General features: G+C 35.1%; 16 protein-coding genes, 1 pseudogene and 1 riboswitch. Of the genes and pseudogenes, 4 read left to right on the top strand and 13 right to left on the bottom strand.

The annotated features are described in order from the left end of the window. Nucleotides 1-93: 93 nt before the first annotated feature. A complete protein-coding gene (gene srmB / locus GYM75_RS04770; RefSeq protein WP_220217020.1) occupies nucleotides 94-1404 on the top strand; it encodes an ATP-dependent RNA helicase SrmB in 1311 nt (436 codons plus the stop codon). A gap of 145 nt (nucleotides 1405-1549) precedes the next feature. Further along, a complete protein-coding gene (locus tag GYM75_RS04765; RefSeq protein ID WP_255556853.1) occupies nucleotides 1550-2152 on the top strand; it encodes a peroxiredoxin C in 603 nt (200 codons plus the stop codon). A 214-nt stretch (nucleotides 2153-2366) separates the two neighbouring features. Here the strand turns inward: GYM75_RS04765 and GYM75_RS04760 are convergent, their stop codons facing one another. The 8 genes and pseudogenes from GYM75_RS04760 to eco form a co-directional block, all read right to left on the bottom strand. After that, nucleotides 2367-2681, bottom strand: a complete 315-nt coding sequence (locus GYM75_RS04760; protein WP_220217019.1) for a multidrug efflux SMR transporter — start codon at nucleotides 2679-2681, stop codon at nucleotides 2367-2369. 23 nt (nucleotides 2682-2704) lie between these two features. Further along, a complete protein-coding gene (locus GYM75_RS04755) occupies nucleotides 2705-3028 on the bottom strand; it encodes a multidrug efflux SMR transporter (protein WP_220217018.1) in 324 nt (107 codons plus the stop codon). A 390-nt stretch (nucleotides 3029-3418) separates the two neighbouring features. Continuing rightward, on the bottom strand, nucleotides 3419-4063 hold the full coding sequence (gene ribB, locus GYM75_RS04750) for a 3,4-dihydroxy-2-butanone-4-phosphate synthase (RefSeq protein ID WP_220217017.1): 645 nt from the start codon (nucleotides 4061-4063) through the stop codon (nucleotides 3419-3421). Nucleotides 4064-4260: 197 nt separating this feature from the next. Continuing rightward, nucleotides 4261-4465, bottom strand: a riboswitch (FMN riboswitch). Between the two features lie 109 nt (nucleotides 4466-4574). Then, nucleotides 4575-5333 carry an ABC transporter permease subunit gene (locus tag GYM75_RS04745; protein WP_363317359.1) on the bottom strand — a complete coding sequence of 253 codons (759 nt, stop codon included), beginning with the start codon at nucleotides 5331-5333 and terminating at the stop codon, nucleotides 4575-4577. A gap of 243 nt (nucleotides 5334-5576) precedes the next feature. Beyond that, nucleotides 5577-6446 (bottom strand): annotated as a pseudogene (gene potH / locus GYM75_RS04740) (putrescine ABC transporter permease PotH); the annotation flags it as partial. A 321-nt stretch (nucleotides 6447-6767) separates the two neighbouring features. After that, a complete protein-coding gene (gene potG / locus GYM75_RS04735; protein ID WP_363317358.1) occupies nucleotides 6768-7862 on the bottom strand; it encodes a putrescine ABC transporter ATP-binding subunit PotG in 1095 nt (364 codons plus the stop codon). A 148-nt stretch (nucleotides 7863-8010) separates the two neighbouring features. After that, on the bottom strand, nucleotides 8011-9120 hold the full coding sequence (locus tag GYM75_RS04730; protein ID WP_220217283.1) for an extracellular solute-binding protein: 1110 nt from the start codon (nucleotides 9118-9120) through the stop codon (nucleotides 8011-8013). A gap of 308 nt (nucleotides 9121-9428) precedes the next feature. Beyond that, a complete protein-coding gene (gene eco, locus GYM75_RS04725) occupies nucleotides 9429-9923 on the bottom strand; it encodes a serine protease inhibitor ecotin (RefSeq protein WP_220217014.1) in 495 nt (164 codons plus the stop codon). A 104-nt stretch (nucleotides 9924-10027) separates the two neighbouring features. On the opposite strand from eco, the gene ydiK reads away from it, so the two are divergent. Both ydiK and pssA read left to right on the top strand, forming a co-directional pair. Further along, on the top strand, nucleotides 10028-11080 hold the full coding sequence (gene ydiK, locus GYM75_RS04720) for an AI-2E family transporter YdiK (protein ID WP_220217013.1): 1053 nt from the start codon (nucleotides 10028-10030) through the stop codon (nucleotides 11078-11080). 143 nt (nucleotides 11081-11223) lie between these two features. After that, nucleotides 11224-12582, top strand: coding sequence for a CDP-diacylglycerol--serine O-phosphatidyltransferase (pssA, locus tag GYM75_RS04715; protein WP_220217012.1), 1359 nt, complete (start codon nucleotides 11224-11226; stop codon nucleotides 12580-12582). Nucleotides 12583-12727: 145 nt separating this feature from the next. Here the strand turns inward: pssA and GYM75_RS04710 are convergent, their stop codons facing one another. The 5 genes from GYM75_RS04710 to GYM75_RS04690 form a co-directional block, all read right to left on the bottom strand. Beyond that, nucleotides 12728-13699, bottom strand: a complete 972-nt coding sequence (locus GYM75_RS04710) for a sugar-binding transcriptional regulator (protein ID WP_220217011.1) — start codon at nucleotides 13697-13699, stop codon at nucleotides 12728-12730. Nucleotides 13700-13722: 23 nt separating this feature from the next. After that, complete coding sequence (locus GYM75_RS04705; protein ID WP_220217010.1) at nucleotides 13723-14502, bottom strand: triose-phosphate isomerase; 780 nt, start codon at nucleotides 14500-14502, stop codon at nucleotides 13723-13725. 135 nt (nucleotides 14503-14637) lie between these two features. Further along, on the bottom strand, nucleotides 14638-15750 hold the full coding sequence (locus GYM75_RS04700; protein ID WP_220217009.1) for a glycerol dehydrogenase: 1113 nt from the start codon (nucleotides 15748-15750) through the stop codon (nucleotides 14638-14640). Nucleotides 15751-15834: 84 nt separating this feature from the next. Further along, nucleotides 15835-16485 carry a dihydroxyacetone kinase subunit DhaL gene (gene dhaL, locus GYM75_RS04695; protein ID WP_220217008.1) on the bottom strand — a complete coding sequence of 217 codons (651 nt, stop codon included), beginning with the start codon at nucleotides 16483-16485 and terminating at the stop codon, nucleotides 15835-15837. A gap of 18 nt (nucleotides 16486-16503) precedes the next feature. Then, nucleotides 16504-17502 (bottom strand): dihydroxyacetone kinase subunit DhaK, encoded by a 999-nt coding sequence (locus tag GYM75_RS04690; protein WP_220217007.1) that lies wholly within the window; start codon nucleotides 17500-17502, stop codon nucleotides 16504-16506. Nucleotides 17503-17508: the final 6 nt, after the last annotated feature.

Below are 17508 nucleotides of genomic sequence, written 5' to 3'. Positions count from 1 at the left end.
TACATTTAGAATGATAACGATTGTCGTTATAAGGTTGTAGTTATAATGATTGCCGTTATAATGTGTTTCAAATTTCTAGTTATAAAGGTCATTATGACAACGCAAACTTTTTCTGATTTAGAGTTAGACGATGTATTAATTCATAATCTCGAAGCCCAAAATATTACTTCACCTACTGTTATTCAATCAAAAACTATTCCTGTAGCTTTAGATGGTAAAGATATATTAGGTTCCGCTCCAACGGGAACAGGCAAAACGCTGGCTTTTTTAATTCCTGCTGTCCAACATCTGTTAGATTTTCCACGTCGAAAGCCTGGGCCACCAAGAATTTTAATCTTAACACCAACCCGTGAACTGGCTATGCAAATTGCGGAACAAGCAAAGAATCTAACTCAATCAACCCATTTAAGTATTGCCACCATTACTGGTGGTGTCGCCTATATGAATCATGCTGAGATATTCAGTAAAAACCAAGATATCGTTATTGCGACAACCGGAAGATTATTACAATATATTAAAGAAGAAAATTTTGACTGTCGTGCGGTTGAAATGTTGATCTTAGATGAAGCCGATCGCATGTTAGACATGGGCTTTTCACAGGATGTCGAAACTATTTCCGCTGAAACACGTTGGCGTAAACAAACTTTACTCTTTTCTGCAACGCTTGAAGGAGAAGGGTTATATAATTTTGCTGGACGTATTTTAAATAATCCTGTTGAGATCAATGCAGAGCCATCACGTAAAGAACGAAAAAAAATATTGCAGTTTTATTATCGAGCAGACGATCTAACTCATAAAGTAGCCTTATTAACCCATTTACTCAAGCAAGATGAGTTCAAGAAAAGTATTGTTTTTGTACGCAAACGTGAACGAGTTCATGAATTAGTCTCTTGGTTACATCAAACCGGTATTCAAAGTTGCTATTTAGAAGGCGAAATGGTTCAAGCTAAACGGAATGAAGCGATAAAAAGGATCAGCAATAATACAGTTAATGTACTTGTTGCCACCGATGTGGCTGCTCGCGGTATTGATATTGATGATGTAACACATGTTATTAATTTTGATGCTCCTAAAACAGCTGATGTTTACTTGCATCGAATTGGTCGAACAGCTAGAGCAGGAAAAAAAGGCACCGCCATCATGCTTGTCGAAGCGCATGATAACCAATTATTACAAAAAATTGAACGTTATATTCAAGAACCAATTAAGCTAAGAACAATTGATGAGCTACGTCCAAAAACAAAAGCGCCAAAACCGGTTACGAAGAAAAAACCATCACAAAAAGCTAAATCAAAAAGCTCAATAAAAAAATCTGAAGAATCGAAAAAGAAAAAAGTTAAACAAAGATTGCGAGATACTAAAAACAAAGGAAAGCCTAAAAAACAAGCCCTTAAAGATTTATAATTATACAAATTAAATAAAAAATATAATCTTTATAGTTTAAACTTATGAAATCGATTGTTCATAATGACTTGGACTATTAGTGTTAATTGCTATAATGAATTCAAATTTTGATTTGATTTTTAAGTTTTAAACAAGGAGAAACATCATGACATTAGTCACTCGCAAAGCACCAGATTTTACCTCTTCAGCAGTATTGGGGTCTGGTGAGATTGTAAATAACTTCAACTTGGCTCAACATATTCAAGGTAAATATGCTGTCGTATTCTTTTGGCCTATGGACTTCACTTTTGTTTGTCCATCAGAAATTATTGCCTTCGATCACCGTCTAGAAGAGTTTAAAAAACGTGGCGTTGAGGTTATAGGTGTTTCTATGGATTCAGAATATGTTCATAACGCATGGCGTAACACACCACAAGATAAAGGTGGTATTGGTGAAGTTAAATTCCCAATTGTTGCTGATATCAAACACACGATTATGCAAGCTTATGGCGTTGAGCATCCAGAAGCAGGCGTTGCGCTTCGTGCATCATTCTTTATTGATAAATCAGGAGTTGTTCGTCACGAAACGATCAATGATTTACCAATTGGACGTAACATTGATGAAATGATTCGCATTATTGATGCTTTCCAATTCCATGAAGAACATGGTGAAGTTTGTCCTGCACAATGGACTAAAGGCAAACAAGGTATGCAAGGCAATCCAAATGGCGTGGCGAGCTATTTAAAACAACACGCTAACGAACTTTAATCATTTTAAACAAATTCAGTTCAATTTATCTTAATTAACCGGGGAAACACTCCGGTTTTTTTATTGAATAAGCTTAGTTTCGAATTTAAACAAGTTCTGAAGCTTTAAGTCAACTCGTTTGAAATACTACTCATTAATTTAAAACAATCCCTTATTCCAGAAGGGTATCAGATATTAAAGTGGCACAATTCCCAATAACCTTTTAGCAAGGTATTTACATCGTCATATGTAACCCTACAACCCCAATAATAATGATAATCAAGCCCAATAATCGAGCTGAATTTTTGGGTTCATTAAAAAAGAACATATTGGCAAATACTGCTCCGGATGTACCGAGTCCAACCCAAACTGGATAAACAATACTTAATTCAAGGTAATGAAGGGAAAAATAGAAAAGAACAAAAGAAACAAAAAATCCCCCCCAATATAACATCAATCTTATCGCTTTTTTTTGCTGAGAGTAGAGCTTTAGCCCAATTGCACCGATTACCTCAAAAAATGATGCAGTTAAAATTAAAAGCCATCCCATAAAATAATCCTCAATTTTGTCGATTAGCTGTCTGTACGTTTAAGTTGCACAACACCAATAATAATTAGTGCTACAAAAAAGAGTTGCATCAATTTGATCTCTTTTCCAAAAAACACCATATCTATCACTGTTGCACCAACTGCACCCACGCCAGAAAATATGGCATAAACCGTCCCGGTTGGAATGGTTTTACAAGCATTCGTTAAAAATGAAAAATCGACAATAATTAATGCGATAATAATTATCCAATGCCAAAATTCAGTTGCAAGACTGAATCCTAGAATCCAACATACTTCAAAAAAGCAGGTTAATATAACAAATCCCCACTCTTTATTAATGCTAAACATAGCTACCTCACTGCTATCATTTTATTTATTGCTTGATTTTGCTTTTTCTACCGATGTATATGGTTAAAAAAAAGGATGGTTCGCAAACATGAAGTTTTGCCACCGAAAGATCATAATGTTTATGCAGAAAAATACGTGGTTTAATATTAAACTAGCTTAAGTCGCACTAAAACATTTTGATAATTAGCTACTAATTTACTTTGCTTATCTTTTACAATTCTATAATGAAGATATTTAAATGGCAAGGTCAACAATGATTATTCAATAATTTGACTTTTATTATTGATGGCGGAGATTATCCTTATTGAAAACGGTTAATGCAACTAAACTAACTTAATCATTTATGTTTTAAATTACATTTACTCCCCCATATAAAAGGGGGAAATTAGTTTATTTCGATAATGATTTTAAGTAACTTGCAATATCTTCGATCGTCACTACTGGAAGATGATGCTGTTTAGCAAATTCAACCACTTGTGGTGCTCTTGCCATCGAACCGTCATCATTGGTTAATTCACAAATTACCGCAGCAGGTTTGAATCCAGCTAATTTGACCAAATCGACAGATGCTTCGGTATGTCCTCGTCGAGCAAGTACTCCGCCCTCTTTAGCAACCAGCGGAAAAACATGCCCAGGATGATTTAAATCACTTGGCTTAGCCTCATCAGCAACAGCGGCTTTAATTGTCGTAACGCGATCTACCGCTGATACGCCAGTTGAAACACCTTTAGCCGCTTCAATTGAAATTGTAAAAGCTGTGTGATTTTTACTGGTATTATTTGATACCATCATGGGTAGATTCAATTTATCACACTGTTGTTTTGGCATACATAAGCAAACTATCCCACTTCCATAACGGATAGTAAGTGCCATTTGCTCTGGGGTTATGGTTTGTGCAGCCCAAATAATATCGCCTTCATTTTCTCGATCTTCATCATCCAAAACTAATACACCTTGCCCTGCTTGAATGGATTCAATCGCTTTTTTGACACGTTCTAGTGGTGTTCCAAATTCATTTAAATTAAACTGATTCATGGTAAATACCTAGATCCTTTTTCAATATATTTATTATTTTCTAAATTATCTTAATAATCCAAGATGAATACTCATCAATTGAATTTCAAGCTAATTTAAATAAAAATAAACTCAATACCAGAATCAGGGCTGTGCTTGACCATAGTGATATTGCTAAGTAGCAAAATATGCAACAAATAGCAAATTAAGAAAAGATAAGCAACTCTCTTTTATCCAGACTTTAACTGTCGGCTTTGGAATTTCACCAAATCTGCTAGACCTTAATATAAATTAATCATCCTCAAATACACGTCAAATCATTTCGCCAAACAATGGAAATAATTTTATATTTGCTGACCCAAATATTAAGCGCTCGTGGGCTATACCACCGGTGGGGACTTACACCCCGCCCTGAGAATTTTGTTAGTTAACTAACACTCGACACTATAATACAAAACTGAAGAAAAAAACACGGATATTTTAAAAAGAAAAATATTGCCGCATAATGCGGCAATATGGAATGTAAAAGGATTTAATGCATACGTGTTTCACGCAATCGACGACGTTCTGACTTACGCATCCATAACCATGAAATAAACCCTATAATGCCAACAATTAATAGAATAATTGTGGCAAGTGCATTAACTTGAGGATCAACACCCAACCGAACTTTAGAGAAGATGAGTTTTGGTAAGGTCATGGCACCAGGTCCAGTCACAAAATTAGCAATAACCACATCATCAAGTGATAATGTAAATGCGAGCAACCAACCCGATACTAAAGCAGGTGCTATCATTGGTAACGTTATTACAAAAAAGACTTTTAATGGATTTGCGCCTAAATCTAATGCAGCTTCTTCGATAGATTTATCCAATTCTCTTAATCTTGCACTGATTACTACTGTCACATAGGCAGTACAGAAGGTTGTATGTGCCATCCAAATCGTGATAGCACCCCGATCTTTTGGCCAACCTAGCACCTGCCCCATTCCAACAAAGAGCAATAGCAATGCTAAACCCGTTATTACATCAGGCATAACCAATGGTGCTGTTGTCATAAAAGAAAACAGATTTGAACCACGGAATCGTCTAAAACGAATAACGGCAAAAGCAGCCAAGGTACCAAGTACAATCGCAAATGTTGCTGCGCAAGCCGCAATGGTTAAACTTAGACCAACAGCCTTAAGTAAGGTTTGATTATGAATTAATTCAAAGTACCATTTTGTTGAAAACTCCGCCCAAACGGTGACTAAACGAGAACTATTAAATGAATAAATAATCAAAATAATCATTGGGATATATAAAAAAGAGAATACCACCAATAAAATAAGTCCTTTAAGGCTTCGGAAAAATAATGCTAAAGTTACGATAATAGTGACAATCAAGCTGAAAACAAAACAGCCAAAGTACAAACTGCCATGAGTTAAGAGTTCAAATCCTGAAGATGAAATCAAAACAGTTAATATAATAGAACCGATCAACAATGAGACAAATACAATCAAGGCAGACCGAATGATAATTGATAAATTATTCATTTATTTGCCCCCCATTTGTCGGTTTTGAAACTTATTAAAATAATAAATAGGGACGATTAATATCAATAACATCACTGATGCCACCGCTGACGCTGCTGGCCAATCATGATTATTAAAGAATTCTGTCCATAATTGAGTTCCTATCATAATACCTTCAGATGGCCCCAATAATTCTGGTATAACATATTCACCGACGGCAGGAATGAAGACTAACATTCCCCCTGCTATTACCCCATTTTTGGTTAATGGCACAATAATTTTAAAGAAGGTTTTAATCGGTTTGCACCCTAAATCCAACGACGCTTCAATTAATGTTGAATCAACTTTGGTTAGCGATGTATAAATCGGTAAAACAACAAAAGGCAAATAAGAATAAACAATCCCTATGTACACAGCAAAATACGTTTTCATAATGATTAATGGCTGATCGATGACCCCTAACCACATTAAAAAATGATTCAATAGTCCATTAGGATTTAAAATACCTATCCATGCGTAAACACGAATTAAAAATGATGTCCACGAAGGTAAAATAATCAGTAACAACAAAATATTTCGCGTTGACGGTTTACATTGTGAAATTGCCCAAGCCAATGGGTAACCAATTAAAATACATAAAATTGTTGATATAGCTGCAATTTTTAATGACTGCAAATAAGAATCAAAGTAAATGGTATCGGTCAGTAAATTGAGATAATTACCAAAATTCAACGTAATATTTAACAAGCCATCTTCAAAGCTTAATAAATCCGTATATGGCGGTACAGCGGAAGCTATTTCAGAAAAACTAATTCTAAAAACAATCAAAAATGGTAATAAAAACAGTAACAGCATCCATAAATAAGGAATGGCAATGACAGTTAAGCGACCATAAAGTGTCATCAAATCTGTATCTTCAGGCTGTTTTTGAATTTTTTTAACAGCAAAATAGATAGCAACTAAACCGGCTGGTATAAATAAAATACTCCCAGCAATAATCATTCGATAAGCAAGTTTAGAAGGCTTATAATTTGCTAAAAATAAACCAAAACATGATGTTAAAAAGCTTAATATTAATGCACTAAATACCGCATCTAAAAATAAGTTATCAAATGCATCTGTGGTGACAAAACGCCAATAAACACAGAGCAAGACAAATGCATTTAATACTACACTCCAAAAAATGGAACGCATCGTTATATCCTCTTTTGTTTATTCGGTTAGAACCACACAGCTATCAACATCCCAACTTAGGTTAACGGTATCCCCCCAAGTCGGCATTCCTTTTCGATAACGGTGCTCATTTTGTAGTTGTGCAATAATAATTTGCCCACTTGATAACTTAACATGATAAATCGATAAATCACCTAAATAGGCAATTTCAACCACTTCACCAGTCGCAACGTTATAGCCGTCTTCAGGAATATCGTCACATAATTTGATTTTCTCGGGACGAAGTGCAACTTGAATAGGAACACCTTCCACCGCAGGGGAATCGTAATCAACTTTTAATGGATGCTTAATCATCGGACAACTAATAACCAAGCCGTCTTCAAGTGTTTCTTGCAAGATGCCATCAAACACATTTACCGATCCAATAAACTCCGCACTATAACGGCTATTTGGATGTTCATAAATTTCTTCCGGTTCACCAATTTGAACGAATTGCCCTTTATTCATGATAGCGATACGTCCAGCCATAGTCATGGCTTCTTCTTGATCATGGGTAACCATCACACAAGTTGCGCCAACTTGTTCTAAAATACTCACAACTTCAAGTTGCATGCGGTCACGAAGTTGTTTATCTAACGCCCCCATTGGTTCATCAAGTAGCAATAATTTTGGACGTTTTGCCAAGCTACGAGCTAAGGCAACGCGTTGTCTTTGACCACCTGATAATTGATGTGGCTTACGTTTTCCAAATTGTTCCATATGAACAAGCGCTAGCATTTCTTCAACGCGATGTTTGATCTCTTTATTATCTAATCTATCTTGTTTAAGACCAAAAGCGATATTTTGCTCAACCGTCATGTGAGGAAAGAGAGCATACGATTGAAACATCATATTAATTGGACGATTATAAGGTGGTACTTGTGATAAATCTTTACCATCTAAAATAATTTGCCCAGATGTTGGTTGTTCAAATCCAGCTAACATACGTAAAAGTGTCGATTTACCACTTCCTGAAGCACCAAGCAAGGCAAAAATTTCACCGGTATAGATAGTGAGATTAATATCATCAACGGCATAATAATCATCATTAAAAACTTTGGTTAAATTTTTGATCTCCAATAGCGGAGTAACCATCTTTTTTTTAGGCTGAACCTGAATTGTTGTTTTATTATTCACTCTTTTTTCCTCATAACAACAAGCCATAAAAAACGAAACGGAAAGATTAAATCAATCTCTCCGTCTATAATAAATAACACTAGATAATCAATTGTTTATTAAAACTTTATCGACCAGTTTTAAGTTTTGTCCACGTACGAGTAATCACGCGTTCAAGTTTAGGTTCTTTAACTTTTAATGTAAACAATTTTTCCATCACTTCTGGTGAAGGATAAATAGCAGGATCATTTTTAATTCTCGGCTTAACAAAATTGTCATTTGCTTCTTTATTTGCACTCGCAAAATTGACATCATTTGTGACTTGCGCAGCAATTTCTGGCTTCATGATAAAGTTTAAAAATTCATGAGCTTCATCGACATTAGCTGCATCTTTTGGGATAGCAAAAGTATCAAAAAAGACTAACGCCCCTTCTTTAGGTATTTGATAACCGATATGAACGCCATTTCTAGCTTCATTTGCACGATCTCGAGCCTGTAAAATATCACCAGACCAACCTAAAATGACACAAATATCACCATTAGCAAGATCAGTTATATATTGAGATGAATGAAAATAACGAATATTCGGTCTTACTTTTGCTAAAAGATCATAAGCCGCACCAGTATAATCTTTGGCATCAGTGCTATTAGGATCTTTACCTAAATATTGTAACGCACTGGCAAAAATTTCAGTAGGCGCATCTAAAAATGCCACACCACAATCTTTTAGTTTTTCCATATTTTCAGGTTTAAACACTAAATCCCAGCTATTTACTGGCGCATCATCACCTAAACGTTCTTTAACTTTATCGATGTTATATCCTATACCCGTTGTCATCCACACATAAGGAATCGCATAAGTATTATCTGGATCGTGGGTCGCCATTAATTTCATTAAATTAGGATCAAGATTTTTCCAATTTGGTAATTTACTTTTATCTAACGGTAGATAAATACCTGATTTGATCTGCCTTGCTAAAAAACTATCTGAAGGTGAAACGACATCAAAGCCTGAATGACCGGCCATTAATTTTCCTTCAAGCGCTTCATTAGAATCATAAACATCATAAACAAGTTTGATACCCGTTGATTTTTCAAAATCGTTGATAGTTTCATGACCAATTTGACCGGCCCAATTATAAAAATGTACGACACGATCTTTAGCTATAGCAGAATGAGATAACGCTAGTGCAACACCAGCAATAATTGAAAGAATTGTTTTACGTTGAGTAAACATGCTCACCACTTCTCCTCTAAAATAGGGATATTACATGTTAAACACAAGCCCATTGAAAAACATAATGGACCCCCAAATTTTACCAACAACCTATATAAATAGTTTGGCGAAACCGAGGTAAGCAAGAAACAACTTACCATTAACATACAACTGGGTATAGGTGCATTCCTTGCATTACGTGGGATAAAATACCTTTTTTTTTAAAGAAGTCCATCTAAAATGTAAAATATCTTACATTTTAAGCTTAAATGGCTATATTTTATCCACTCATTTCTTCGATTAAATTGTCTGCTTAACGTAGCTAAACTTTATTCAACTCTGGCTGGCAATACTTTAGAATCTGGTTGCCATATACGATATTTAACTTGGATATCATTTGGCGCATAAATCATGATTGGTAGCCGACTATTATAATCTAGCCATCCTAAATTATGATCCACTGTAACAAATTCAGTCTTATTAGTACTTTCAAGACACGCCATCATCGTTGATATACCGCTATTAACATTTTCAACCACGTAATAAGAGTATCCCCAACCTTTTAATTCTTCTTGCTTGATTGTTCCAGTTAAGCGTTTAACATTACAATCAACATTTATCTCTTTTCCTATTAATAGTTCAACTCGGGCATTATTTTCATTAGCTAAAGGAGGTAAATTTATCGCATAACGCACATAACCTTCACTTGCTTGAGGATAAGGCGCAATGTCGTTAGCATTTTGTACAGTTTGCGGTAAAGTTGGTGTTGTAGAACAAGCTGTAAGAACAGCTGATGTTAGCAAAACAAGCATCAATTTTTTCATTTATAGATCTCCAATGTAACTTAATTCATTAATAATGCATAATATGCTTTTTCAGTTATTATGCGTATAATAACATTTTATTTGTTAATTACTATGGACAGAAAATGCAAACAGAAAAAAATAATAGTGATTTATTGAAGTTAATTCTAAATCTTCTAATAATCGGATTATTTATTATTATAACTTACCGAATAGTTGAGGTTTTTTTATTCGGTTTTTTTTGGGCTGTAATGGTCGTCATTACGACTTGGCCATTAATGAAAAAAATTCAAAAGAAACTCTTTAACAAAAGATGGTTGTCTTTGCTAGTTATGGCATTAATATTGGCAATTGTTTGTGTCATTCCGTTTATTTTAATTTTTAGTAGTGTTGCTCAAAATAGTCACTATCTTATTGAATGGGCGAAAACGTTATCTCATCATGAATTACCAACTTTAGATTGGTTAAATAATATACCAATGTTCGGGGAAGAACTCCATCAAAAATGGCTAGATTTAATCAAAACGGATGGTTCAGATTTGATCACAACCATTCAACCTTATATCGGTACAATGATAAAATGGCTTATTGCACAAGTAACTAATATTGGTATATTTATTTTCCATGCTGGTATAATGATTACTTTTAGTTTATTACTCTTCTTAAAAGGAGAGAGTATTACTAAAAATGTTTATGTGTTTGCTAATCGTTTATCAAAACAATATGGCGAAACGACAATAACGTTAGCTGGACAATCAATTCGTGCTGTCGCGCTGGGCGTAGTAGTAACGGCAATTACTTTAGCATTAATCGGTGGCTTAAGTTTTATGTTAACTAAGATGCCGTTAGCTGGTATTTTAACACTGATCTTATTTATTTGTTGTGTGGCTCAAATTGGCCCTGTCATTGTCATGCTAGGCTGTATTATTTGGCAATTTTGGAATGGTCACACTGTAGCGGGTATTATCTTAATTATCGTCGCTATTGTATTAACAACACTTGATAGTGTTATGCGTGCATATTTAATTAAAAAAGGTGCGGATTTACCATTTTTGTTGATATTATTTGGTGTTATTGGCGGTTTACTTGGTTTTGGTATGATGGGATTATTTATCGGCCCGGTAGTACTAGCCTTAACCTACAAAATCATTCAGACTTGGGTTAGTGAGCAATCTTAAACATATATAAACAGAAACATTATATTTTTAATTGAAATAATTTTCTAAGTTAGATTTTAATGTGTTGTATAAAAAGGAGATTTATTTATCTGACAAACACTCTATTTTTTAGGATGTGTGTCAGATTTAATAATATAAAAATCATGCGAATACCTTTTATAAGATATAATCATAAAAAGCAACTTGAAGAATTTGCTAAAATTCCTCAACAAGCCGATCAATATCGTATTGTCTATGATCCTCAAACTTATCGTCTTGCTTTACTTGATGCAATCGATAAAGCAAAAAAACGCATCTATATTGTTGCATTATATTTAGAGCAAGATGAAGCAGGAACTGAAATACTTAAAGCACTTTATGACGCGAAACAACAACGACCAAATCTAGATATAAAAATATTTGTCGATTGGCACCGAGCTCAACGTGGGCGAATTGGCGAAGATAAAAGCAAAACAAATGCCCGTTTTTATTATCAATTCAAACAAGAAAACCCTCATATCGATATTCCGATTTATGGTGTTCCTGTTAATCACCGTGAAGTACTTGGTGTCCTACACCTTAAAGGCTTTATTATTGACGACACGGTGATTTATAGTGGAGCAAGCATTAATAATGTTTATTTACATAAATTCGATAAATACCGATATGATAGATATCATTTTATCACCAACAAACTATTGGCAGACAGTATGGTTGACTATATTGATACCTATTTTCTTGCGAAAAATGGTTTGCAACGGTTAGATGGTCAAACACACAAAACGAGAAAGCAAATTAAACCTGAGATTAAATCGCTCCGTCAACAATTGATGAATGCTAATTATCAATATAATGGGGATGCAGATAACCAATCGCTTTCAGTAGCTCCAATTTCTGGTTTAGGTCGTAATAATAATTTACTGAACAAAACCATCCACCATTTAATTAATGCGACTCAACAAAAAATTGTTTTTTGTACTCCGTATTTTAATTTACCCAATATTTTAGTTCGGGATATCATTCGTCTATTACGAAAAGGTCGTCAAGTCGAAATCATTATTGGCGATAAAACGGCTAATGATTTTTATATTCCAGAAGATAAACCATTCAATATTTCGGGTGGATTACCTTATTTATACGAAATTAATTTACGAAATTTTATAGAACGGCTTCAGTCTTTTATTGATAAAGAGCAACTTATTATTCGTTTATGGAAAGATGGAGAACAGACTTATCATCTTAAGGGGATTTGGGTAGATGAGGAATGGTATTTAATTACAGGGAATAATCTAAATCCAAGAGCTTGGCGACTAGATCTTGAAAACGGTATCTTAATACACGATCCGAATCAAGAACTAAAAGATCAGTTTAATAAAGAGCTTGATACAATTCGTGAAAAAACAACATTAGTTACGCATTTTCAACAAATTCAAGCAAGTCAATTTTATCCAAATCATGTCCATAAATTAATTAAAAGATTAACCCGCATACGAGTTGATCGAATTATTAAACGCTTATTATAAAGAAATAAGCGATAAACAGTAAGTAAAGCATCAACTAAAAACAAGCTATAAAGAGTAAAATTTAAAAATCATTTAAAAATAGCAATAAATGATTTTAGTTAAATCTAATCTTTATAGCTTCAAAGGTTTGACGAGATATTCATCATCAGTTTCTATTTTGTTGCAAGCTTAGCACCGTTCTGGCATTTGAAGCACTCGTTGCAATGATATCAATAACGCCAGAGCGTAGTGCGCCTAGTATAGCTGTCGCTTTAGTATTTTCCGAAGCAATAGCAATAACACATGGAATATTGCGTAACTCCTCAATACTTAGACCTATAACACGATCGTTCATGACGGTATCAACAGGCATGCCATTGATATCAAAAAAACCGTAACCAGCAATATCGCCAACGACACCTTGTTGCAAAGTTGCAAAAGTGACTTCTTGTGGTGTAAACCAACCTAATTGCACCATATAGCAATTTTCGTTCATATCTCCAAGTCCAACCAATGCAATATCGGCTTTCGCGGCTCGTTCTAAGGTATCTTTTATAACACGATTTTGAATAAAAGCTTGCTTAAGTTCTCGATTTTCAACATAAGCAGGCGCATAAAGCGTTTCACTCGTGGCGTTAAATTTTCTGGCTAAACTTCGACTAATATGATCGGCATCAATTAACTCACCGACACGTAATGTCCCTCCAATTCCACAAATAAATTTACATTGTTTTTCAGGGAATATACCAACGTGACTTGCAACAGCGGCAACATTTCGCCCCTGACCAACCGCAACCGTCATACCATTTTTTAAAGTGCTTGATAAATAATTGGTTACCAATGCCGCAACTTGTCTACGCTGTTCATCTTCATCTTGGTGATCTAAAGCGATCAAGGCGCGTTTGATGCCAAAATTATTGACAAATTGAAGTTCCATTTGCGAACTAAAAATAGGATGATATTTAACATTAATTTCAACAATTCCTTCAGACCTTGCTTTTTTAAGTAATCGACCAACTTTAATTCTTGAGATACCAAACCGTTTGGCTATCTCTTCTTGAGTTTGCTCGTACTCATAATAAGCAACCGCAATTTCAGTTAGCAGCTCTGATTCTTGCTTGTTTTTAAATCCATCCATTCGTATAGCCTTTCGTAAAAATATTAACTTTGCTGATTAATAGCCGATAATATATTACAAAAACCTTTTGCTTGCCATGCACTACGACCAATAAATAATCCATCAATATTAGGTTTAGTAATGAGTAATGTTGAATTTTCAAGATTAACACTACCACCATAAAGTAAAATCATCTGATTTGCGATAGTTTCACCATACAATTCTATTAATGCCGATCTAAGTTTAAGATGTATTAATTCCGCTTCTGTCGGCGTCGCTGGAGTGCCATGTTCACCTATTGCCCAAATAGGTTCATAAGCAATAATGACTTGTGTGGCTTGCTGTTTATCAATACCAGACAAGGCTATTTTCATCTGTTTAATCACCGCTTCAGCAGACACCCCCCACGATTTTTCGTCACGACTATCACCAATACATACTAATGGCGTCAATCCGTGTTTTAGTGCTGCTTTTACTTTTTTATTGATAGCTAAATCATTTTCGCCAAAATATTCTCTGCGTTCAGAATGCCCTATCTCAACTATCGTTGCACCGGTATCTTTGACCATTATTGGTGAAATTTCACCGGTAAACGCCCCTGAATCTTCATAATGCATATTTTGCACACCTGTTAGACAGTTCATTTTATTTGTTGCCATATAACCGGCAACCTCACGAACACAGGTAAAAGGGGGTATAACAAAAGGTTGAATATGATTGTTCAAACTCTCAGGATAAAACGTTTTTAATTGTTCACAAAATAATAGTGCTTCTGCTAGTGTTTTATTCATCTTCCAGCTGGTACCTATGAATATTTTCTTCATAATTTTTCCTGTCGATAATCAGAGAAGGGGTTTAAATAATAGTGGTTAAATACATCATTAAAAACTGCATTATCAGCTATGTAACACTTCTTTCAAGCAACTTAAACAATGCTAGAAAGAAGTGCTGTGAGATGTTTATTTAATTCCTAAACGTTTTTTGTAGTTTTTTACATGATAATCCGTCGCTTTAATAGCTTGTATTACATCATCTGCAGTAACTTTGAAAGGTAAGCTATGAATAGTTTCGACAGGATCTACTGCTTTATTACCGATTAATTGAAACTCTTCTTCAGTAATTTTATCTAAATGAACTTCTTCTAAGGTAATGGGTAAACCGAGTTTAATATATAGATCAATATACCGCTCCAGTTCAGCAATTGGACGCCCTTCTAATACTAGTTGAGCTATTGTGCCATAAGCAACTTTTTCCCCATGTGTTAAATGATGGACATCCCCCGAAACAGCAGTAAAACCATTGTGTATAGCATGAGCTGCACCTAATCCACCATTCTCAAACCCCAATCCACTTAATAACGTATTGGCTTCAACTACCGCTTCTAGTGCAGGGATAACTAATTTTTTCTCATTCGCTTCTACCGCTAACAAGGCATAATCAAAAATTGTTTTTTCACATTCTCTGGCAATCGCTTCCCCAGCAATTGTTGCTATTCCACCGGCATCTGTTTTATGGCAACTACGAATTGAGGTTCTGGCTTCAACCCAAGTTGCAAGTCCATCGGCAATACCCGATTTCAACGATCTTACTGGTGCATTGGCAATTATGCGTGTGTCCACTAAAACTAAATCAGGATTTTTATAATGATGCCATAGGAAATCAAAAACCCCATCTTCAGTATACACAACTGAAACTTTCGCAGTTGGTGCATCTGTTGAAGCTGTCGTCGGTACACAGACTTTTGGTAGGTTATATTTTGCAGCTAATGCTTTTGCCGTATCTAACGTTTTTCCACCACCCACACCAATAATTGCATCAAATTTTTTATCCTTATATTCATCAAATAGTCTATTAATTTCAATCATTGAACATTCGCCGTTAAAGACAGCTTTGGTAATTTCTAATCCCGATTTTTGCAATGAATCAGCAAGCTGATTAGCAGCAATATTCCAAATATTTTTATCTGCAAGAATTAAAAAATTTGTTCCAAAAGGTTTAACATACCCTTCAGCTCGTGTAAGCAAATCTTTACCTTGCACATACCTGTTTGGACTCACAAATACCTTATCCATCGTAATTACCTCTTATACACTTTTTTGACTTACTGATCATTATCAGAAATTAAATAATGATCGACACATTGCTTAAAAACTTTTTTACTTCTCCAGTTTCAATTGTTCTAAAAATTGATTCATTATCATCCATGCTGATTCAGAACCGGCATCTCGATGCCCGATTGCTCTTTCACCTAATCGCATTGAACGTCCTTTTTTAGCAACAAGCGCAATGGTGTTGTCTGAACCTTTTTTCATTTCATCAACACATTTTTGTAAGGTCGTGATTGGATCATCGGACGCTTGATAATTCTTCAAAACATCAAGTCCAGGAATTAGTGCATCAATCATCGTTTTATCGTTAAGTTCCGCTTTTCCTCGCATTTGTACGGCTTCTACACCATCTTGGAACATTTGACAAAACTCTTTAAATGTTACCGCTTGTTTGCCTACAGTATGATTAGCCATTTTCATAAAAAAACTACCATATAAAGGGCCTGATGCTCCCCCTACTTTACTCAACAAAATCATACCGACTTTTTTCATTAATTCTGCTATATCTGCGGTTGAATCGGTCAAAGCTGGAAGTTGTTTTTCGACTTCACGAAAACCAATGGTCAAATTGATACCATGATCACCATCACCAATATCCGAATCCAATTTACTCAAATGATCACGATTTTCTTCAGCCATGATCGCAATTTTTTTAAAGGTCTCAATAAAAAACGATTTTTCTAACATCCGTTCACTCATCAACATTCTCCTTGAAATTTAATTGGTAATTTTAAAATAAGGAGCATCACATGGATGAGCTAATAACTGTTTTAGTTCATCATCAAGCTTAATAAGCGAAATGGACATTCCAACCATATCCATTGAAGTGACATAATTACCCACCAATGGTTTATAGATTTTTATTCCTTTTTGTGCCAATAAAAGATGAGCTTTTCGATAACAGATATATTGATCCATCAAAGCTAAGCCCCCTAATCCATTAATAAGTAGTTGTACTTCGTCACCCGATTGTATTTTTGATTCTTGTAGCAAATGGTCAACTAATTGGCTAACGACAAAATCGGCTTTTGCTAATTTAGTTCTTTCAATACCGGGTTCACCATGAATTCCCATACCGACTTCCATATCGCCATCATGCATTTCGAATATGGGTTCACCCGTCACAGGTAAAGTACAAGATGACAATGCAACGCCCATAGAATAAGTATTTGCATTTGCTTTTTGAGTAAGTGCTTTAACTTTATCTAAATCATAACCTTTTGCGGCAGCACTCGCGGCAACTTTGAATACAAATACATCGCCAGCGACTCCTCGGCGGTCACTGATGTTTTTAGATGAATAAATATCATCCGTCACAGTTACCGTTTCAACACGAATACCCTCATCTGCTGCTAGTTCAACTGCCATATCAAAGTTCATGACATCACCAGCATAATTACCATAAACAAACAGGCATCCTTTACCTGAATCAACCGCTTTTACCGCCTCATAACAATATTCCGGAGAAGGGGAAGTATTAACATTACCAACCGCTGCTGCATCAGCAAAATCTTGACCCACATAACCTAAAAAAGCAGGTTCATGTCCCGACCCACCACCAATGATTATTCTTACTCGGGGTTCTTTACTGATCTTTTTACTTACCACAACACGATGACAGTCTTCTTTAAGTTCGACATATTCACTGTGTGCTAAGCAATAGCCTTCTAACATTTCTTCAACAACGTCATACCCATCATTTATTAATCTTCTCATTTTATA

This window comes from Gilliamella sp. ESL0441 (genome assembly GCF_019469185.1).
Taxonomy (GTDB): Bacteria; Pseudomonadota; Gammaproteobacteria; order Enterobacterales; family Orbaceae; genus Gilliamella.
Note: the sequence above shows the minus strand (reverse complement) of the source record. Positions and strands in the feature narration are given on the sequence as shown.